This is a genomic window from Mixta gaviniae, assembly GCF_002953195.1.
Taxonomy (GTDB): domain Bacteria; phylum Pseudomonadota; class Gammaproteobacteria; order Enterobacterales; family Enterobacteriaceae; genus Mixta; species Mixta gaviniae.
The window spans coordinates 2,542,374-2,561,114 of sequence record NZ_CP026377.1 but is presented as its reverse complement, the minus strand read 5'-3'; the positions used below and the strand labels follow the sequence as shown (position 1 = coordinate 2,561,114).

The 18,741-nt window shown below is 57.3% G+C and carries 17 protein-coding genes, 1 pseudogene and 1 riboswitch; of the genes and pseudogenes, 9 read left to right on the top strand and 9 right to left on the bottom strand.

Annotated features, from left to right (window positions below; all coding sequences use genetic code 11):
• Nucleotides 1-10: 10 nt before the first annotated feature.
• Both prc and htpX read left to right on the top strand, forming a co-directional pair.
• On the top strand, nucleotides 11-2,056 hold the full coding sequence (gene prc, locus C2E15_RS11935) for a carboxy terminal-processing peptidase (RefSeq protein WP_104957560.1): 2,046 nt from the start codon (nucleotides 11-13) through the stop codon (nucleotides 2,054-2,056).
• A 237-nt stretch (nucleotides 2,057-2,293) separates the two neighbouring features.
• Nucleotides 2,294-3,175, top strand: a complete 882-nt coding sequence (gene htpX, locus C2E15_RS11930) for a protease HtpX (protein ID WP_104957559.1) — start codon at nucleotides 2,294-2,296, stop codon at nucleotides 3,173-3,175.
• A gap of 69 nt (nucleotides 3,176-3,244) precedes the next feature.
• Here the strand turns inward: htpX and C2E15_RS11925 are convergent, their stop codons facing one another.
• The gene (locus C2E15_RS11925; protein WP_104957558.1) at nucleotides 3,245-4,618 is read right to left on the bottom strand and encodes an MFS transporter; all 1,374 of its coding nucleotides are present in this window, start codon (nucleotides 4,616-4,618) and stop codon (nucleotides 3,245-3,247) included.
• Between the two features lie 190 nt (nucleotides 4,619-4,808).
• Between C2E15_RS11925 and kdgR the strand changes: the two genes are divergently transcribed.
• Nucleotides 4,809-5,600, top strand: a complete 792-nt coding sequence (gene kdgR, locus C2E15_RS11920; RefSeq protein ID WP_104957557.1) for a DNA-binding transcriptional regulator KdgR — start codon at nucleotides 4,809-4,811, stop codon at nucleotides 5,598-5,600.
• A 47-nt stretch (nucleotides 5,601-5,647) separates the two neighbouring features.
• Here the strand turns inward: kdgR and C2E15_RS11915 are convergent, their stop codons facing one another.
• Nucleotides 5,648-5,890 carry a YobH family protein gene (locus C2E15_RS11915; RefSeq protein WP_104957556.1) on the bottom strand — a complete coding sequence of 81 codons (243 nt, stop codon included), beginning with the start codon at nucleotides 5,888-5,890 and terminating at the stop codon, nucleotides 5,648-5,650.
• A gap of 178 nt (nucleotides 5,891-6,068) precedes the next feature.
• Here C2E15_RS11915 and C2E15_RS11910 point away from each other — a divergent pair, with 178 nt between their 5' ends.
• The 5 genes from C2E15_RS11910 to rlmA all read left to right on the top strand — a co-directional run bounded on the left by C2E15_RS11910 (nucleotide 6,069) and on the right by rlmA (nucleotide 9,227).
• Nucleotides 6,069-6,335, top strand: coding sequence for a YebO family protein (locus C2E15_RS11910; RefSeq protein WP_104957555.1), 267 nt, complete (start codon nucleotides 6,069-6,071; stop codon nucleotides 6,333-6,335).
• Between the two features lie 29 nt (nucleotides 6,336-6,364).
• Nucleotides 6,365-7,369, top strand: coding sequence for an MBL fold metallo-hydrolase (locus tag C2E15_RS11905; RefSeq protein ID WP_104957554.1), 1,005 nt, complete (start codon nucleotides 6,365-6,367; stop codon nucleotides 7,367-7,369).
• Nucleotides 7,370-7,906: 537 nt separating this feature from the next.
• Nucleotides 7,907-8,074, top strand: coding sequence for a DUF2627 domain-containing protein (locus tag C2E15_RS11900; RefSeq protein WP_104957553.1), 168 nt, complete (start codon nucleotides 7,907-7,909; stop codon nucleotides 8,072-8,074).
• Nucleotides 8,061-8,270 carry a transcription antiterminator/RNA stability regulator CspE gene (gene cspE / locus C2E15_RS11895; protein ID WP_004386688.1) on the top strand — a complete coding sequence of 70 codons (210 nt, stop codon included), beginning with the start codon at nucleotides 8,061-8,063 and terminating at the stop codon, nucleotides 8,268-8,270. Before C2E15_RS11900 ends, cspE begins: the two co-directional genes overlap by 14 nt.
• Nucleotides 8,271-8,420: 150 nt before the next feature.
• Nucleotides 8,421-9,227, top strand: a complete 807-nt coding sequence (gene rlmA, locus C2E15_RS11890) for a 23S rRNA (guanine(745)-N(1))-methyltransferase (protein ID WP_104957552.1) — start codon at nucleotides 8,421-8,423, stop codon at nucleotides 9,225-9,227.
• A 21-nt stretch (nucleotides 9,228-9,248) separates the two neighbouring features.
• On the opposite strand, the gene mntP is transcribed toward rlmA, so the two are convergent.
• The 5 genes and pseudogenes from mntP to manX all read right to left on the bottom strand — a co-directional run bounded on the left by mntP (nucleotide 9,249) and on the right by manX (nucleotide 13,449).
• Complete coding sequence (mntP, locus tag C2E15_RS11885) at nucleotides 9,249-9,809, bottom strand: manganese efflux pump MntP (protein WP_104959163.1); 561 nt, start codon at nucleotides 9,807-9,809, stop codon at nucleotides 9,249-9,251.
• 10 nt (nucleotides 9,810-9,819) lie between these two features.
• Nucleotides 9,820-9,991: riboswitch (yybP-ykoY riboswitch) on the bottom strand.
• A 197-nt stretch (nucleotides 9,992-10,188) separates the two neighbouring features.
• The gene (locus C2E15_RS11880) at nucleotides 10,189-10,647 is read right to left on the bottom strand and encodes a DUF986 family protein (protein ID WP_104957551.1); all 459 of its coding nucleotides are present in this window, start codon (nucleotides 10,645-10,647) and stop codon (nucleotides 10,189-10,191) included.
• A 103-nt stretch (nucleotides 10,648-10,750) separates the two neighbouring features.
• Nucleotides 10,751-11,598 (bottom strand): annotated as a pseudogene (locus tag C2E15_RS11875) (PTS mannose transporter subunit IID).
• 12 nt (nucleotides 11,599-11,610) lie between these two features.
• Entirely contained in the window at nucleotides 11,611-12,417 is an 807-nt protein-coding gene (locus C2E15_RS11870; protein ID WP_038625770.1) for a PTS mannose/fructose/sorbose transporter subunit IIC, read from the bottom strand.
• A gap of 69 nt (nucleotides 12,418-12,486) precedes the next feature.
• The gene (gene manX, locus C2E15_RS11865; protein WP_104957550.1) at nucleotides 12,487-13,449 is read right to left on the bottom strand and encodes a PTS mannose transporter subunit IIAB; all 963 of its coding nucleotides are present in this window, start codon (nucleotides 13,447-13,449) and stop codon (nucleotides 12,487-12,489) included.
• Between the two features lie 525 nt (nucleotides 13,450-13,974).
• Here manX and C2E15_RS11860 point away from each other — a divergent pair.
• Nucleotides 13,975-15,546, top strand: a complete 1,572-nt coding sequence (locus C2E15_RS11860) for a TerC family protein (protein WP_104957549.1) — start codon at nucleotides 13,975-13,977, stop codon at nucleotides 15,544-15,546.
• Nucleotides 15,547-15,579: 33 nt separating this feature from the next.
• Here C2E15_RS11860 and C2E15_RS11855 read toward each other — a convergent pair whose 3' ends face one another.
• Both C2E15_RS11855 and C2E15_RS11850 read right to left on the bottom strand, forming a co-directional pair.
• Complete coding sequence (locus C2E15_RS11855; protein ID WP_104957548.1) at nucleotides 15,580-17,142, bottom strand: EAL domain-containing protein; 1,563 nt, start codon at nucleotides 17,140-17,142, stop codon at nucleotides 15,580-15,582.
• A gap of 216 nt (nucleotides 17,143-17,358) precedes the next feature.
• The gene (locus tag C2E15_RS11850; protein WP_104957547.1) at nucleotides 17,359-18,723 is read right to left on the bottom strand and encodes an L-serine ammonia-lyase; all 1,365 of its coding nucleotides are present in this window, start codon (nucleotides 18,721-18,723) and stop codon (nucleotides 17,359-17,361) included.
• Nucleotides 18,724-18,741: the final 18 nt, after the last annotated feature.

The window sequence follows — 18,741 nt, the reverse complement described above, 5'->3', positions numbered from 1 at the left end:
CACCCAGGGCATGAACACATTTTTTAAGATGAGCGTGATGGCGGGCCTGCTGCTGGCAGGTCACGCCATTGCCGCTGACAGCATTACCCGCGCGGATCAAATTCCGCAGCTGCAGGAAGAGCCGCAGCACGCCACCGTTAGCGAACGCGTTACGTCACGCTTTACCCGCTCACACTACCGCCAGTTCGACCTCGACCAGCAGTTTTCCGCCAAAATCTTTGACCGCTATCTGAACATGCTCGACTACAGCCACAACGTGCTGCTGGCGTCGGACGTGGCGCAGTTCGCCGATAAGAAAAGCACGCTGGGCGACGAGCTGCGTAGCGGCAAGCTGACGGTGTTTTACGATCTCTTCAATCTGGCGCAAAAACGCCGTTTCGAGCGCTATCAGTACGCGTTGTCGATACTGAACAAGCCGATGAATTTTAACGGTAGCGATACTATCGATACCGACCGTAGCAAGGCGCCGTGGCCGAAAAACGCCGCTGAACTGAACGCGTTATGGGACGCCAAGGTAAAGTACGATCAGCTTAGCCTGAAGCTGACCGGCAAAAAAGATGACGAAATCAAAGACATCCTCACCAAGCGCTATAACTCAGCGATCCGCCGTCTGGCGCAGAGCAACAGCGAGGATGTGTTCCAGCTGGCGATGAACGCCTTCGCCCACGAAATCGATCCGCACACCAACTATCTGTCGCCGCGCAATACCGAGCAGTTCAATACCGAGATGAGCCTCTCCCTGGAAGGGATCGGCGCGGTACTGCAGATGGATGAAGATTATACCGTCATCAACTCGATGGTAGCGGGCGGCCCGGCGGCGAAAAGCAAGGCGCTGAATGTCGGCGACCGCATTGTCGGCGTCGGTCAGCCGGGCAAACCGATCGAGGATGTGATCGGCCTGCGTCTCGATGACGTGGTGGCGAAGATTAAAGGGCCGAAGGGCAGCCGCGTGCGCCTGGAGATCCTGCCGGCCGGTAAAGGCACCAAAACCCGCACCATCACGCTGACGCGCGAAAAAATCCGTCTGGAAGATCGCGCGGTGAAGATGAGCGTGCATAACGTCGGCAAAGATAAGGTCGGCGTGCTGGATATTCCCGGCTTTTATGTCGGCCTGACCGATGACGTCAAGGTGCAGCTGCAGAAGCTGCAGAAGCAGCATGTTGATAGCGTGGTGATCGATCTGCGCACCAACGGCGGCGGCGCCCTGACCGAAGCTGTTTCGCTTTCCGGCCTGTTTATCCCCAGCGGTCCGGTGGTGCAGGTGCGCGACAATAACGGCAAAGTGCGCGAAGACAGCGATACTGACGGCGTGGTCTATTACAAAGGCCCGCTGGTGGTGCTGGTCGACCGCTTCAGCGCCTCGGCGTCGGAGATCTTCGCGGCGGCGATGCAGGATTACGGTCGCGCGCTGATTGTCGGTGAACCGACCTTCGGCAAGGGCACCGTACAGCAGTATCGCTCGCTGAATCGCATCTACGATCAGATGCTGCGCCCGGAGTGGCCGGCGCTGGGATCGGTGCAGTACACCATCCAGAAATTCTACCGTATCAACGGCGGCAGCACCCAGCGCAAGGGCGTTACGCCCGATCTGCTGATGCCAACCGGCGTCGAAGCGGCGGAAACCGGTGAGAAGTTCGAAGACAATGCGCTGCCGTGGGACAGCATCGATGCGGCAAGCTACACCAAATCGGGCGACCTGAGCGACCTGGTGCCGCAGCTGACCAAGGCGCATGACCAGCGCATCGCGAAAGATGCCGAGTTCCAGTACATCATCAAAGATATTCAGCGCTTTAATGCCATGAAAGATAAGCGCAATATCGTCTCGCTCAATCTTGCCCAGCGCGAGAAAGAGAACCAGGAAGATGATGCGCTGCGTCTGGATCGCATTAACGCGCGCTATAAGGCGGAAGGGAAGAAGCCGCTGGCGAAGCTTGACGATCTGCCGAAGGATTATAAAGAGCCCGATCCTTATCTCAATGAGACGGTGAACATCGCTAACGATCTGGCGCATCTGAAGCCGGAACAGCCAACGGATAAAGCGGAAGCGAATAAATAATCCCGCTTTTATCCGTACGAAAAAAGGCACTGCGCAAGCGGTGCCTTTTCTTTTTGTACACGTTTGTTAAGCGGCGCTGATTTGTTGCGGCGGAAAGGGTTAAAAAAGAGTGCGACAAAATGTAAAGTTATGTCTTTTTAGACACTTAAACGTTAAGGATGCTTGAAATGCTACGCGATGACCCTACGATGTATATCCGCGCATGGGCGCTTAGTTAACTGAGGAAGATAAAAGTTTATGATGCGTATTGCTCTTTTCCTGCTGACCAACCTTGCCGTGATGTTGGTATTCGGGCTGATACTGAGCCTGACAGGAATTCAGTCAAGCAGTGTGCAGGGCCTGATGATAATCTCAGGTCTGTTTGGCTTTGGCGGTGCGTTTGTTTCACTGCTGATGTCGAAATGGATGGCACTGCGTTCCGTCGGCGGTGAAGTAATTGAACAGCCGCGTAACGAAACGGAACGCTGGTTGATGAACACGGTAGCGCAGCAGGCGCAGCAGGCGGGTATCGCCATGCCGCAGGTGGCTATCTACCATGCGCCTGATATCAACGCCTTCGCCACCGGCGCGCGTCGCGACGCGTCGCTGGTCGCGGTGTCGACCGGTCTGTTGCAGAACATGAGCCGTGACGAGGCGGAAGCGGTGCTGGCGCATGAAATCAGCCATATCGCCAACGGCGATATGGTGACCATGACGCTGATTCAGGGCATCGTGAACACCTTCGTGATGTTCATCTCCCGTATTATCGCGCAGGTGGCCGCAGGCTTCATGTCCGGCAACCGGGAAGATGAAGAGAGCAGCAACGGCAACCCGCTGGTCTACTTCGCGGTTTCCATGGTGCTGGAGCTGGTGTTCGGCATCCTGGCCAGCATGATCACCATGTGGTTCTCGCGTCACCGTGAGTTCCATGCCGACGCGGGATCGGCGCGTCTGGTGGGGCGTGAGAAGATGATTGCGGCGCTGCAGCGGCTGAAAACCAGCTATGAGCCGCAAGAGCCGGCCAGCATGATGGCGTTCTGCATTAATGGCAAAGGGAAATCGCTGAGCGAGTTCTTTATGTCGCACCCGCCGCTGGATAAGCGCATTGAAGCGCTGCGCAGCGGGCAGTACCTGAAATAAGAAAAGGCGACCTGCGGGTCGCCTTTTTTATTGCTGCCGAAACCCTCTGACGAGGGTTTTTTATTGCCTTCAGCCGCGCGCGGGCTGCCGCATGCGCGACAGGCTGAACAGCGCGGCGACCGAGGAGAACAGGCCTGCCAGCAGCAGCGAGGCATGGGTGCCGTGCTGGCCGAAAAGGTTAAACATCAGTGCCACCAGCGCCGCGCCGCTGGTTTGCCCCAGCAGGCGCGCGGTGCCGAGCATGCCGCTGGCGCCGCCGCTGCGATGGCGCGGCGCGGCGGAGATAATGGTGTGGTTATTCGGCGACTGAAACAGCCCGAAGCCGGCGCCGCACAGCACCATCCGCCAGATGATATCGCCATCGGTCGGCGCCGCGGGCAGCCAGGCGAGCGCAAACAGCCCGACGGCGAAAATCGCCAGCCCGATGCCGCCCAGCAGACCAGCGTGAAAGCGCTCCAGCAGTCGTCCGGCAACGGGCGACATAATCATCGTCGCCAGCGGCCACGGGGTGAGCAGCAGCCCGGTCTCCACTTCGCTGCGGCCGATAACGCTCTGCAAAAAGAAGGGCAGGGAAACCATCGCCAGCATCTGCGCCAGGAAAGAGCAGACCGAGGTGCAGATCGACAGCGAAAAGATAGGAATACGCAGCAGATCCACTGGCAGCAGCGGGCTGGTCATGGTGAGCTGGCGACGAATAAACAGCGTGCCGACGATCAACAGCGCCAGCAGCTCAACGAGAATCAGGCGATAATCCTGGCCCTGCGCCGCGCCGCTCAGCGCTGACAGCAGCAGGCCGAAGGTGAGGGCGTTCATGATGGCGCTGGGCACATCGAAGCGCTGGCCGGTCGATTTCTGGGTGTTTTCGGGCAGGAAGCGCAGGGCGAACAGCAGCGCCAGCGCGCCCGCGGGCACGTTAATCAGAAACAGCCACTTCCACGAGGCGACGGAGAGGATCGCCGCCGCCACCGTCGGCCCCGCCGCGCTGGAGACGGCGACGATCAATGCATTAATGGCCATGCCGCGGCCCAGATGATGCTGGGGATAGATGATGCGGATCAGCGCGGTATTGACGCTCATCAACGCCGCGCCGCCGAAGCCCTGCAGAATGCGTGCGCAGGTCAGCATCACGAGCGAATCCGAAAAGGCGCAAAGCAGCGAGGTCGCGCTGAACAGTAACAGGCCCGCCTGATAGATGCGCCGGTAGCCAAGCAGATCGCCTAAAAAAGAGAATGAAAGCAGCGAAACGATAATCGCCAGCTGATAGGCGTTAATGATCCAGATCGATTCCGCCGGGCTGGCATGGAGTTCGCTGGCGATGGTCGGCAGCGCGACGTTGGCGATGGTGCCATCAAGCACGGCGACGGTGATACCTAAGGCAATCGCGGCGATAGCGCCATAGCGGCGCGGCAGCGGCAGGCCATCCATCTGTGATGTCAGAGTCATAGGAAAAAATTAAAGGGGGTGAATATCATCATGCTAATGATTTTTTGGCCCCGATGCACCCTTCCGCTGATAAAAAGTGGTTACAGATGTGTTCGTGGTCACGCTGGCGTATTGCCTGGCGATAACCCGCCCACGTATACTGGAAATGGTGTTCCATTTTTAATAAAACAATTTCAAAAAGGTTTTCACTATGGCGAATGCAGACGCAGATAAACAGCCGGACTCGGTCTCTTCCGTATTGAAAGTGTTTGGTATCCTGCAGGCGCTTGGCGAAGAGCGCGAAAACGGCATTACCGAACTCTCCCAACGCGTCATGATGTCAAAAAGCACCGTCTATCGCTTTCTGCAGACCATGAAGTCGCTGGGCTATGTCTCCCAGGAAGGGGAGTCGGAAAAGTATGCGCTGACGCTGAAGCTGTTTGAGCTGGGCGCGAAGGCGTTGCAGAATGTCGATCTGATCCGCAGCGCGGATGTGCAGATGCGCGAACTGTCACGCCTGACGAAAGAGACGATCCATCTCGGCGCGCTGGAAGAAGACAGCATTGTCTATATCCATAAGATCGATTCGCTCTACAACCTGCGTATGTATTCGCGCATCGGCCGCCGCAACCCGCTGCACAGTACCGCTATCGGCAAGGTGTTACTGGCCTGGCGCGACCGCGCCGAAGTGCATGAGATTTTAAAAGAGGTGGAGTTCCGCCGCAGCACGCCGCACACCCTGGGCAGCGAAGAGGCACTGCTGGAGGTGCTGGATGTGGTGAAGGCGCAGGGGTTCGGTGAAGACAACGAAGAGCAGGAAGAGGGGCTGCGCTGCATCGCGGTGCCGGTTTTCGACCGCTTTGGGGTGGTCATTGCCGGGATGAGTATCTCTTTCCCGACTATCCGCTTCTCAGAAGAGCGTAAGCATGAGTATGTCGCGATGCTGCATCGCGCCGGGCGCACGCTCTCCGCGCAGCTGGGCTACCACGACTATCCTTTCTGATACGTAAAAAGCGGCGCCGTTGACCGGCGCCGCGCTGCGATGGCCAGCTACTCGTTGCTGTCCACCACTTCAGCCGTTTTCCTTAACAGCGGACAGTTGGCCACGCCGATTAACCCGCTGTCGCTGTGCAGATACTGCGCTTTAATCATTCCCCGCGCCGTCAGGTACTGGCACTGCAGGCCAATGCCGGCGACGTTTTTATGGCTGCCGGTCAGCACGCCGTAGCCGGTCAACAACAATCCCAGCCAGACAATCGCCAGCAGACTCACAATTCGAAGCAATATTTTCATTCCGTCTCCCTGTAAAAATGGCAAGCTTCCCGTTTCGCTGCCGGAAGAGAAGCAGCATAGCGCGGCGCGAAATCGGGGTCGATCGGAGGATGCTTAAAGCGCCGCCGGGCATGAGGCTATCAATTCCTTCCGTTCCGGGTAAAATCGTCCGCGAAATCTATAACAAACAGAGGCTGTTATGAACGAATTAAATGGCGGCGCAGGTTTGATGCCGCTCATCAGCGGAATCGCATTTGCACTGGTAGGGCTGATCGCCTGGTTTTACGTGAATCGCGCCAGCGTGCGCGCCAGCGAGCAGATCCGTCTGCTGGAGGCGCTGCTGGAAGAGCAGAAAAAACAGAACGCTATGCTGCAGCGCCTGACCGCAGCAGGATCTGACGAAGAAGAGATCGTCGCGGAGGAGGAAGGAGAGCAGGATTTTACCCGTCTGATCCCTGAACGATAAACCGTTACCGGCAAGTAAGGAGTGGCAGGATGAAATGGCAAAACCCCTGGTATGACGCGTCCAGGCCGCACCACACGCCGGAAGGATTCCGCAATCCGGAACCTGAGCAGCGCCAGCCTGGCGATCTGCAGCGCTGGCGTAAAGAGCGCAAAGCACAGGGGCTACCGATGGCGCCCCGGCAGGGCTACCCGGCCTTTATCCGGCAGTGGTGGCAACCGGCCGACTTGAGCGGCGAAGAGGATGCGGTCTGGTGGCTTGGGCATGCAGCGCTGATGCTGCGTATCGATCAACGCTACGGGTTAATCGACCCGGCGCTCTCGGCTCGCGCTTCCCCGCTGCGGTTTTATGGCCCAAAGCGCAAAACGCCGACGCCGCTGAAGATCGACCATCTGCCGTCACTGGAGTGGGTGCTGATTTCGCATAACCACTATGACCACCTTGACCGGCCGACCATCAAGGCGATTCTGCGCCGCTTTCCGCAGGTGCAGTTTATCGTGCCGCTGGGGCTGGAGCCCTGGTTTCGCCGGGCCGGGGCGAAGAATGTGGTGCAGCTCGACTGGTGGCAGCAAACGCAGCGCCACGGCGTGACCTTTCACGCCGTGCCTGCGCGTCACTGGAGCATGCGCACCCTGAAGGATCGCAACCGCTCGCTGTGGTGCGGCTGGACGGTTTCAACTGCCACGCTTAATTTCTGGTTTTCCGGCGACAGCGGCTATTCTGAAAATTTGCTGCAGATCGCCCAGCGTCTCGGTCCTTTTAATCTTGCAGCGCTGCCGGTTGGCGCGTATGCACCGCGCTGGTTCATGCAGACGCAGCATATGGACCCGCAGCAGTCGGTTTCGCTGTATAAAGCGATCGGCGAGCCGCTCACCATTCCTATTCACTGGGGCGTATTTGAGCTGGCCGACGAGGCGCTGGATGAGCCGCCGGCGGAGCTGGCGCGCGCTATCGCAGAGGCCGGGCTGGATAACACGCGCTTTCGGCCGTGGAAAATAGGCGAAAGCGCCAGCTTAAATAACATCAGCCAGGATTAATCCTATAAAGGCAGGCATTAATTTAACAGCGTTGCGGTTTCGCTCGTTACGTTATCCTGCCTTATTCGATCTACTAATAAGTTTATCTGAAAATAGCGTTGCATTTATTTGGGGCAGATCACTTTAAATATATTCTTTTTTGGTGCAAAACAGGCGCAGCCTTTTCTGCAGGCCGATCGAACAGAAAGAACCTCTGACTTTTACTGGACCTGCCACGCCTGCGCGCAAAAGGTTATTGAGTGCATTTAACGTGCCATAATTATGCAACAATCCTGTGGCAAAGTAGCAGGCTGGCAGGGGTCTCACGGAGACGTGCGTCTCTTCAGGCCCAGGGCGTGCTGGACGCGGAGAGATAAAATGCGGATAAAAGGCGCGGCTGTCGAGCTTTTTTTATTGCTGCTTAATGCATAAATGTGCAAAGAATGCGATGGGTTTGCAATAAGTGTGCGACAGGTCGATCGCTGTTTAAAAATAGCTTGCCATAAATTATCGAATATGTGATAACGCTATTAAGCAAAACGAGGTACAGCTCTGTTTATGTATGGCATATTCAGTAAAGAAGTAACGAGTAAAGACGTTGACGTTGAATACCGCTTCCTTGCCGAACCTAATATTAGTGCCTCATTCAGTAGTGTCTCTGGTTTTCTGTCAGTCGCCTCCGGGCAAATAAACATTCTAAGGAATTACGAAGATGGCAAAAATTAAAGGTCAGGTGAAGTGGTTTAACGAATCCAAAGGTTTTGGCTTCATTACTCCGGCGGACGGTAGCAAAGATGTGTTCGTTCACTTCTCCGCTATCCAGGGTAACGGTTTCAAAACGCTGGCTGAAGGTCAGAACGTTGAGTTCGAAATTCAGGATGGTCAGAAAGGTCCGGCAGCGGTTAACGTTGTGGCGATCTGATCACATCGCAACGTCTTCGTTGTACCCTCAGTGTACAGCGGAAAGATGATGCAAAGGCCCCGGCTCATCGCCGGGGCCTTTCTTTTTGGCGGGTGACGCTGTTCACCACAGCGTGTAAACTGCGCGCCTGATTCAGCCAGAGAAAGAGTTATGCACTATCTTTGTCCCCTCTGTCAGCAGCCGCTGGCGCTGGTTCAACACAGCTGGCGCTGCGCGCAGCAGCATCAGTTCGACCAGGCGAAAGAAGGTTACGTCAATCTGCTGCCGGTTCAGCATAAACGCTCCCGCGAACCGGGCGACAGCGCGGAAATGATGCAGGCGCGTCGTCAGTTTCTTGACGCCGGCCACTATCAGCCGCTTCAGCAGCGCGTGGCCTCGCTGCTCGCGCAGCATTTGCCTGCGGCGGCAACGGTGCTGGATATCGGCTGTGGCGAAGGCTACTACACCGCGGCGGTTGCCGCGGCACTGGGGGAGCAGTCTCGCGTGTGCGGGCTGGATGTGGCGAAAGTCGCTATCCGCGCCGCGGCGAAGCGCTACCGCAATATCGATTTCTGTGTCGCTTCCAGCCACCGCCTGCCTTTTGCTGACGCATCGCTGGATGGCGTGCTGCGAATTTACGCGCCCTGCAAGGCGGAAGAGCTGTCGCGCGTAGTGCGCAGCGGCGGCTGTTTGCTGACCGTCACGCCAGGGCCGCGTCATTTGCTGCAGTTTAAGGCGCTGATCTATGCGCAGGTCAAACTGCACGAGACGGCAGAGGAGAGCCTGCCGGGCTTTACGCTGGAAGAGCAACAGCAGCTGGGGTATCCGCTATTGTTGTCGGGCCGCGACGCCACGACGCTGCTACAAATGACGCCGTTCGCCTGGCGCGCCACGCCCGACGTCTGGCGTCAGCTGGGCGAAAGCGAACAGTTTCACAGCGAAGCGGATTTTATGGTGCGGCTCTGGCGACGCAGCTAAACGAGGGCGCGGCGGCGCGCCTCAGGCAAAGTGCTGCCACAGAATCTGCGCGCCGATAAAGATCAGGACCGCGCCGCCGAGAATTTCAGCGCGCTTGCCCAGAAGGGGGCCAATCAGACGGCCGATCAGCATACCGATGGTGGTCATGGTAAAGGTACAAAGGCCGATTAACAGCGCGGTAAGCAGGATATTCACCTGCAGAAACGCCAGGCTGACGCCAACTGCCATCGCATCCAGACTGGTGGCGACTGCGGTGGCCGCCAGCAGCAGCAGACCGTGCTGCTGCACCGGTTCGCAGGGGGCGGCGTGTTGACGGCAGCCTTCAATCACCATGCGGCCGCCTAAAAAGCAGAGCAGGGTAAAAGCGATCCAGTGATCCCAGCGGGCAACGAAGTGGGTGGCAAACTGACCGAGACCCCAGCCGACCAGCGGCGTGAGTGTTTCGATAACGCCGAAGATCAAGCCGGTGCGTAGCGCTTCGCGCAGGCGCGGACGCTGCAGGGCGGCGCCTTTACCGATAGCGACGGCAAACGCGTCCATAGACATGCCAAACGACAGAATAAGCAGAGCGGAAAAGTTCATCGAAGTCGTAACCTCGGCCGGGAATACCATAACCAAATGCACCTTCCCAACCAGACAGGCACATCGGTCAATGGTCTCGCCTACCGTAAACGGTCGCACATGCCACGTTGAATTAACAACGAGTATGTTGACAGGTGCATTTCTGTATTAACAGAAATCGGCTACTCCCCAATAACGGCGCTCACCTTACCACATTATCATTTGGTGTCAAAATAAATTGATAATGGCGGAAATAGTGTACGGATAAGCGCCGGCGGGATGCTAAGCAGCGGTAAAAAATAAGCCCGACGATGTTAAGGGAATGGTAAAAAGATAAACAATGCCGGCTATTTCTGAGTCAAATATAGCCTTATGAATATGCCATTGGCTATATTTTATCTTATTGATTATCCAGCATTGTTTGATAAATCCTTTCCAGATCGTCAAGCTGTTTTACCCGAACAAGCAGGGGTTTTTGTTCAAGTTGAATAACCAGAACGCCATCCTCGGATAAATTCATACCTTTTATACGGTCATAATTAATCCAGACATTGGCGAAGAAAAAGCCATGGTCTTTCAACAATAAGAGCGGCGTACGGATCCAGAAGAGATAAATCGCCACCAGGATTAACGCCAGCAACAGTGTGGTGGTTATCACCGCGCCCTGATGTGACACATTATTATAAATAAGAATCATTATCAGACCGATAAAAATCAGGCTGTCCGCCTTACCGCGTCGTTGCAAAGGAACCCGCAGGCGCGTGGCACCGTGACGACGCGGCATAATCCACTGATCGTAAACGGCATACAGCAGCAGCAGGGCGATAAACAGCAGGATGGCGGCATCAGTCAGCGACATGGCGATTCCTTCAGGTAAGCGGCCCGGCGTTGGATAACGAACGGCGCCGGGCGGATAAAAAAATGGCCCGCCGCCGCAGGCGACCGGCCATCTTCCGTTGTCACTACAGGCCCAGCAGGCCGATCCAGTAACCAAAAATACCGATGGCGAAAAAGCCGATGATAATCCACAGCGCGTTCACTTTACGCCGCAGCAGCCACATACAGGCGAAGGTGAGCAGCAGCGGCACCAGCCCGGCATCAGCTGATCGAGAATCGACTGTACGGTGGTGACAGTGGTTTTCCCGGTCTGGTCGGTGATGCGTGACACCACCAGCGGAATATTGACATGCGTCCACTTGTTAACCAGCGCCCCCATGACAAACAGGCCAAGAATTGATGCCCCTTCCGTCAGCTTTTGCAGAAAGCCGCCGCCCATATCGTTAACGATGTCGACCCCTTTTTTATAGCCGTACGCCACGCCGTAATAGCGGAACAGCAGGCGCACCACGTTAAACAGCACGAAGAACAGCACCGGCCCCAACAGGCTGCCGCTCATGGCGATGCCCGCGCCCAGCGCCGCGAATACCGGACGCATGGTGCCCCAGAAAATCGGGTCGCCGACGCCGGCCAGCGGCCCCATCAGCCCCACCTTAATGCCGTTAATCGCCCCGTCGTCGATCGGCGCGCCATTGGCACGCTGCTCCTCCATTGCCAGCGTCACGCCTAAAATTGGCGCGGCCGGATAGGGATGGGTATTAAAGAACTCCAGATGACGTTTGATCGCCTGGCGGCGCTCCTCATTGTTTTCCGGGTACAGACGACGGATCGCCGGTACCATGGAGAAGCAAAATCCCAGCGCCTGCATACGTTCAAAGTTCCATGATCCCTGAAACAGGTTAGAGCGCAGAAAGACGCTACGCACGTCGCCGGGCGTGAGTTTTTTCGCCGTTGATGCAGTGGTATCTACCATTTTTCACACCCCTTAATCTAATTCGTTATCCAGATCGTTATGAGCAGGGCCTGCGGCTGGCGCAGCGCCGCCGGCGGCACGGTTATATTTCGGGCTGAGCTGAATATAGAGTGCAGCCATTACCACGCCGATCACGCCCAGCGCGACCAGGTTAAAGTCGGTAAAGGCGGCGGTGACGAAGCCCAGGTAGAAAAACGGCATCAGGTAGCCCGCGCGCATCATATTGATGACCATCGCGTAACCCACCACCACAATCATGCCGCCAGCGATATTCAGGCCGCCGGTCACCACTTCCGGAATGGCGCTCAGCATGCTTTGTACCGCATCGGTGCCGACGGAGACCGCCACGATCACTGCCGGAATAGCGATACGCATCGCCTGCAGGATAAGCGCGGTCACGTGGATCCAGGAGATGGCGGACAGATTGCCTTTCTCCGCCGCTTTATCCGCCGCGTGCTGGAAAGCGACGGTGATGGTGCGCACGATAATGGTCAGCACCTGGCCGGCCGCCGCCAGTGGAATCGCCAGCGCAATACCGGCGCCGATGCTCTGCCCGCCGGCGATAACCAGAATGGTGGAAATGATGGACGCCAGCGCGGCGTCAGGCGCGACTGCCGCGCCGATATTCATCCAGCCAAGCGCGATCATTTCCAGCGTCCCGCCGATAATAATGCCGGTTTTCATATCGCCCAGCACCGCGCCGATCAACGTACAGGCAACCAGCGGCCGGTGAAACTGAAACTCATCGAGTATCGATTCGACACCCGCAATACAGGCGACAATAAATACCAGCGCAATTTGTAGAGTGGTGACTTCCATTGCACTTCTCCTGTGACAAAGTAAAACTGCATGAAACCTGACGCATCAGGCGATAAGTAAAGCGGTGGGTCAGGCGTGGACTTTGGCGATCAGATCCATCATCTTCAGCCGGGGATCGTTGGAGACTTTGCGAACCTCCAGTTCGATGCCGCGCGCGTTTAGTGTTTTAAACGCCTCGATATCTTTGGCGTCGACCGAAACGGCGTTGTTGACCTGCGTTTTCCCCTGGCGGAAAGCCATGCCGCCGATATTGACCGATTTTATTTCCACGCCCTGTTCCACCACGCGCACCACATCGGTAGGGTTGGTAAACAGCAGCATGACGCGATCGCGGGCATATTTCGGGTTATTCCAGACGCGCACCATCTTATCGACATCAACCACGTGCGCGCTGACGCCGGGCGGCGCCACCTGGGTCAGTAACGTTTTACGCACCTTATCGGCGGCGACCTCATCGCTGACGACGATGATGCGCGATACGTTGGTTTCTTTGGTCCAGCGCGTTGCCACCTGACCGTGGATCAAACGGTCATCAATGCGCACCAGGCCGATTTTCATATGATCGTCAGGGCCCAACGGCGCCTGCGGCGTCGCCTGACGGGGAGGGGCGGCGGGAGCAGGGGTGGGTTCTGGCGCTTTCGCTTTTAACGCTTTGACGCCTTCGCGACCCGCCTCCACCGCCACGGCGATCAGTTCGTCAAAGGCGGGCTCGTCGTCGCGCGCCATCAGGGTTTCCACCAGCATCGGGATGTTGACCCCGGCAATTACCTCGTGCTGCGCTTTATCGACAACGATACGGCTGGCGGCATTAAACGGGCTGCCGCCCCAGGTATCGACCAGGAAAAGTACGCCCTTGCTGGTATCCAGCTCAGCGAGGCGCGCATGGTATTTTTCAATCAGGGTCTCGGCATTTTCGCCCGGCACGAAATCGATCCAGCCGACGTTTTGCTGTTCGCCTAATAGCATCTCGGCGGTTTTGAGCAGTTGCTCCGCCGCCCAACCGTGTGTGCCAATTACAATAGCAATAGTCACTTGCTACCTCCGTTTTCAATATTGAGCGACCCGGATGCATAACCGACTCGCCAACGCTGTCATCTGGACTAAGCTAAATGCAGGCGCGTTGCGCGTAGCCGCCACGTCGTCGGCGGAACGGTTCTTTTTATTTATCCGACGACGGAAAGATGACTTCGCGATTTATTTTAGTAAGTAAAAAAATAAATTATGTGACCCGCCTCAGTTATTTACAGCCTTACCATTTCGATACGAAATAATTGAAAATGCAGGGAATGGGAAACGTAAATTTTTGTTAATTTTAACGAATCCTTTTGACGACCCTGTGGCTGCTGTTAAAATCTGCTTCTCTTTTTAACTACAGGAGTAATGGGCCTCAGCCCTCCCTATGGACTGTCACCGAAGTTGCTTATCCACGCCACCGGGTCATCCGGCTTGTTTCTTAACGCCTTTCGGCGTCACTTTCTGCTCTGCTTCTCTTTCCTGCCGCGCTACGGTTACTGAACCCGGCGTCCGGTTTTCCTGTTGCTTTTTTCGGAGTCTGTAATGGAATTTCTCTTAGACCCTTCGATTTGGGCCGGTCTGCTGACGTTGATTGTTCTGGAGATCGTGCTGGGTATCGATAACTTGGTGTTTATCGCTATTCTGGCGGATAAGCTGCCGCCGAAGCAGCGCGATAAAGCGCGTCTGATCGGCCTGTCGCTGGCGCTGCTGATGCGGCTCGGCCTGCTGTCGTTGATCTCCTGGATGGTAACGCTGACCAGGCCGCTGTTTAGCGTCGCGCAATTCAGCTTCGCCGGCCGCGATCTGATCCTGCTGCTGGGCGGTATTTTCCTGCTGTTCAAGGCGACCATGGAGCTGCATGAGCGGCTGGAAAACCGCCAGCTTGAAGGTGACGGCAATAAGAGCTACGCCAGCTTCTGGGCTGTGGTGATTCAGATTGTGGTGCTGGACGCCGTCTTCTCGCTGGATGCGGTGATCACCGCTGTCGGCATGGTGAACCATCTGCCGGTGATGATGACCGCGGTTGTGATCGCCATGGGCATCATGCTGCTGGCGTCGAAGCCGCTGACCAACTTCGTGAACGCCCATCCTACGGTAGTGGTGCTTTGTCTGAGCTTCCTGTTGATGATCGGCCTGAGCCTGGTGGCGGAAGGTTTCGGTTTCCATATTCCGAAAGGCTACCTCTACGCCGCGATCGGCTTCTCTATTCTGATTGAGCTGTTTAACCAGATCGCACGCCGCAACTTTATTCGTCATCAGTCGCATCGTCCGATGCGTGAGCGCACCGCAGAAGCGATCCTGCGCCTGATGGGCGGCCGCCGCGGCAGCGGTTCAGCGTCCGCCGAGGACAGCAACGCGCCGACGGAGAGCCCGACGCTGCCGCAGGAAGCGTTTAAGGATGAAGAGCGTTATATGATCAACGGCGTGCTGACGCTGGCGTCCCGCTCTATTCGCAGCATCATGACGCCGCGTGGCGACATCTCCTGGGTTGACGCCACCAAGCCGCTGGATGAGATCCGCATGCAGCTGCTGGATACGCCGCACAGCCTGTTCCCGGTCTGCCGCGGCGAGCTGGATGAGGTTACCGGTGTGGTACGGGCGAAAGAGCTGCTGGTGGCGCTGGAGCATGGCATGGACATTAATGTCTTCGCCGCGGCATCGCCGCCGATCATCGTCCCGGAAACGCTGGATCCGATTAATTTGCTGGGCGTATTGCGTCGGGCGAAAGGGAGCTTCGTGCTGGTGACCAACGAGTTTGGCGTGGTGCAGGGGCTGGTGACGCCGCTTGACGTACTGGAGGCGATCGCCGGCGAATTCCCGGATGAGGATGAAACCCCGGATATTGTCAGCGACGGCGAAGGCTGGCTGGTGAAAGGCGGCACCGATCTCCACTCGCTGCAGCAGTGGCTCGACTATCACAGCCTGGTGAAGCAGGGCGACGATTACGCCTCGCTGGCGGGGCTGCTGATTGGGCAAAAAGGGCAGCTGCCGCAGCCGGGCGAGGTGATCGATATCCCGCCGCTGCACTTTACCATTGTCGAAGCGACCGATTACCGCATCGATCTGGTGCGTATCACCAAAGATCAGCCGCGCGACGAGGATGATGAAGAGTAATAAAAAGGGGCTGTCGTCAGACAGCCCCGGCAATCAGGAACGCAGGCTGGCGCGATGCTGCGCCAGCCAGGCGGGAAAATCATCCAGCGGCATCGGGCGCGCATAAAAATAGCCCTGCAGCGTATCCACCCCGCGCTGACGCAGATAGCTCGCCTGCTCGGCTGTCTCCACCCCTTCAGCTACCAGCCTGATATTCAACCGTTGCGCCAGCGATATCACCATATCCGTCACGGTGGCGTTAATCGCGTCGGTGCCGATTGCGGCGGTAAACACCTTATCCAGCTTCAGCACATCCGGACTGAGTGTTTTCAGGTAGGAGAGCGAACTGTGCCCGGTGCCAAAATCATCAATCGCCACCTTGACGCCAAGCTGATGCAGCTGCGACACCACCCCCTGATCCACTACCGGCAGCGCATCGCGCTCGGTTAATTCAATCACCAGGCGCGGCTCCGGATTGGCGGGCCACCACAGTTCCTGTAAATCGTCTACGATCGCCCGATCGCGGAAATGGCTGGCGGCAACATTAATCGCGATATGAAAATTTGACTGCGGCGGCAGCTGCGGCAGGTGGCGCACCGCCTCGGAAAGCACGAAGCGCGTCAGCGGCGCAATCAGGTTCTGCCGCTCCGCCAGCGGGATAAACACGTCCGGCGAAATCCAGCCCTGACGCGGGTTATGCCAGCGCAGCAGCAGTTCGATGCCGTCACAGTCGCCGCTGGCGCCGTCAATCAGCGGCTGACAATAGACCATAAATTCCTGTGCCGACAGGCCATAGCTGATCTGCCAGGAGAGGCTCATGCGGTTGGCGGTCGCCAGCCAGACGATATAGCCGGTCAGCAGGCTGAGCAGCAGGCCCAGCGGCAACTGCGAGGGCAGCGTCAGTAGCGCCAGGCGGGTCGGCGCCGGACCGAAGAGCGTGATAGTGAAAGGGTAACGCAGCGACGATTGCTGGTATCTCACTTCATCCTCGGCGGGCTGCGCCTGTTCAATCAGCGGATTGCCGTACTCCAGGCTTTTGCCGCCGACGTTGAAGATCGCGCGTTCCACCCAGGGCAGCGTCGGCTCCAGCAGATAGTTGCTCATCAGCTCAATATTAATAACCTGCAAAATACCGGCGCGGTTATCCAGCGATTTCGGCGTCCAGAGCAGCAGCACCGGTGAGCCTTTTAGCAGATAATCATCCACGCTCAACGACATATGCTGGTTGTTAACCGCCAGTTCAGGGTAGTTTTCGCTAAACGGGATGGCGCGATCGCCATAGATGCTGGAGCAGTAGATTTGATCATCATCCACCAGCAGAATGGCGCGCACCGTCTGCAGCGCAGAAATTTTCTCGTTCAGCAGAAAGCGAACGTCATTGCAGCTCAGGCCGACCAGCGCCAGCGTATTGTTCGCGGCGACGTCCAGCGGTGAGAAAAGCCGATCGAAACGCGTGATGGCGTTATCGGCGAAATTATGCGATTGCTGTTCTATCCGGTTTTTTTCTTCGAAAAAACGAAAAGTTAATGTAAGGATAAGCACCAGTGCAGCGACTATCGACGCGATTAACAACCGTTTCCGACGAAACTGTCCAACAATCTGCTGGGACACTTGCATCCGTAGCCACCCTTAAAGCACAAATAAAAATCCGACAGTTTCATATCGGCAATCACCGCCTTAAGTTTAGTTGCGCCAATGAAAAAAGCGCTTCGATTCGCCGGGGATGGCGAATAAACGTCCTGCGGCGCGGTAACGCCGGCGGCGTCGCTTCACAGGCAAAAAAAAGCAGCGCCGAAGACGCTGCTGTTATCAGGCGATGTCGCGCGGCAGGGATCAGTCGCACTGCACCTTAATCGCCAGGCCGCCGCGCGAAGTCTCGCGGTATTTGGCGTTCATATCTTTGCCGGTCTCATACATCGTTTCGATCACTTTATCGAGCGAGACGCGCGCTTCGCTGGTGCGGCGCAGCGCCATACGCGCCGAGTTGATCGCTTTGACCGAGGCGATGGCGTTGCGTTCGATGCAGGGCACCTGCACCTGGCCGGCAACCGGATCGCAGGTAAGGCCGAGGTTATGCTCCATGCCGATCTCCGCTGCGACGCAAACCTGTTCCGGGCTGGCGCCCAGCAGCTCCGCGAGGCCCGCCGCCGCCATTGAGCAGGCGACGCCCACTTCGCCCTGACAGCCCACTTCGGCGCCGGAGATAGAGGCGTTCATCTTATACAGCACGCCCACCGCGCCCGCCGCCATAAAGTAGCGGATAAAAATGTCGGGACTGACCGATTCGATAAAGTGATCATAGTAGGCCAGCACCGCCGGCACGATGCCGCAGGCGCCGTTGGTCGGCGCGGTCACGACGCGGCCGCCGGCGGCGTTCTCTTCATTAACCGCCAGCGCGAACATATTGACCCAGTCGATCACGTTCATCGGATCGTTAGAAAGCTTGCCGGAGGAGACCAGCATACGACGCAGCGCGGCGGCGCGGCGCGGCACCCGCAGTGGCCCCGGCAGCACGCCCTCGGTGTTGAGGCCGCGATCGATACAGTCGCGCATGGTTTGCCACACCGCGGCGAAATAGCTCTCAATCTCCTGGCGGCTGTGCAGCGCCAGTTCGTTTTTCATCACCAGGCCGGACAGCGAAAGGCCGGTTTCGCGGCAGTGCGCCAGCAGATCCTTCGCCGAATTGTAGGGATAGGGCACTGACACCTCATCCAGCACTGATTCGCCGAAATGCTCTTCGTCGACAATAAAGCCGCCGCCGATGGAGTAGTAGGTTTTGCTGTAGAGACGCGCCTCGCCGGCGAAGGCGTGAATGCGCATGCCGTTCTCATGCAGGGAGAGGTTTTCGCTGCGGAAGTTCATGCCGCCTTCGCGCGGGAAATCGACCTCATGCTGGCCATTGGCCAGCAGCAGGCGCTCGCGCTGCTCGACATCGCGGATAAACGCGGGGATGGCGTCAATATCAACGCTCTCCGGCGAGGCGCCGGAGAGGCCCATAATAATGGCGATATCGGTATGGTGGCCCTTGCCGGTGAGCGACAGCGAGCCGTAGACCTCAACGGCGATGCGCGTAACGTCCAACAGCCGGTTATCCCGGATCAAATCGTCGACAAACTGTTTGCCGGCTTTCATCGGGCCCAGGGTATGGGAACTGGACGGGCCAATGCCGATCTTAAACATGTCGAAAACGCTAATCACGCTACACGCTCCTTAATT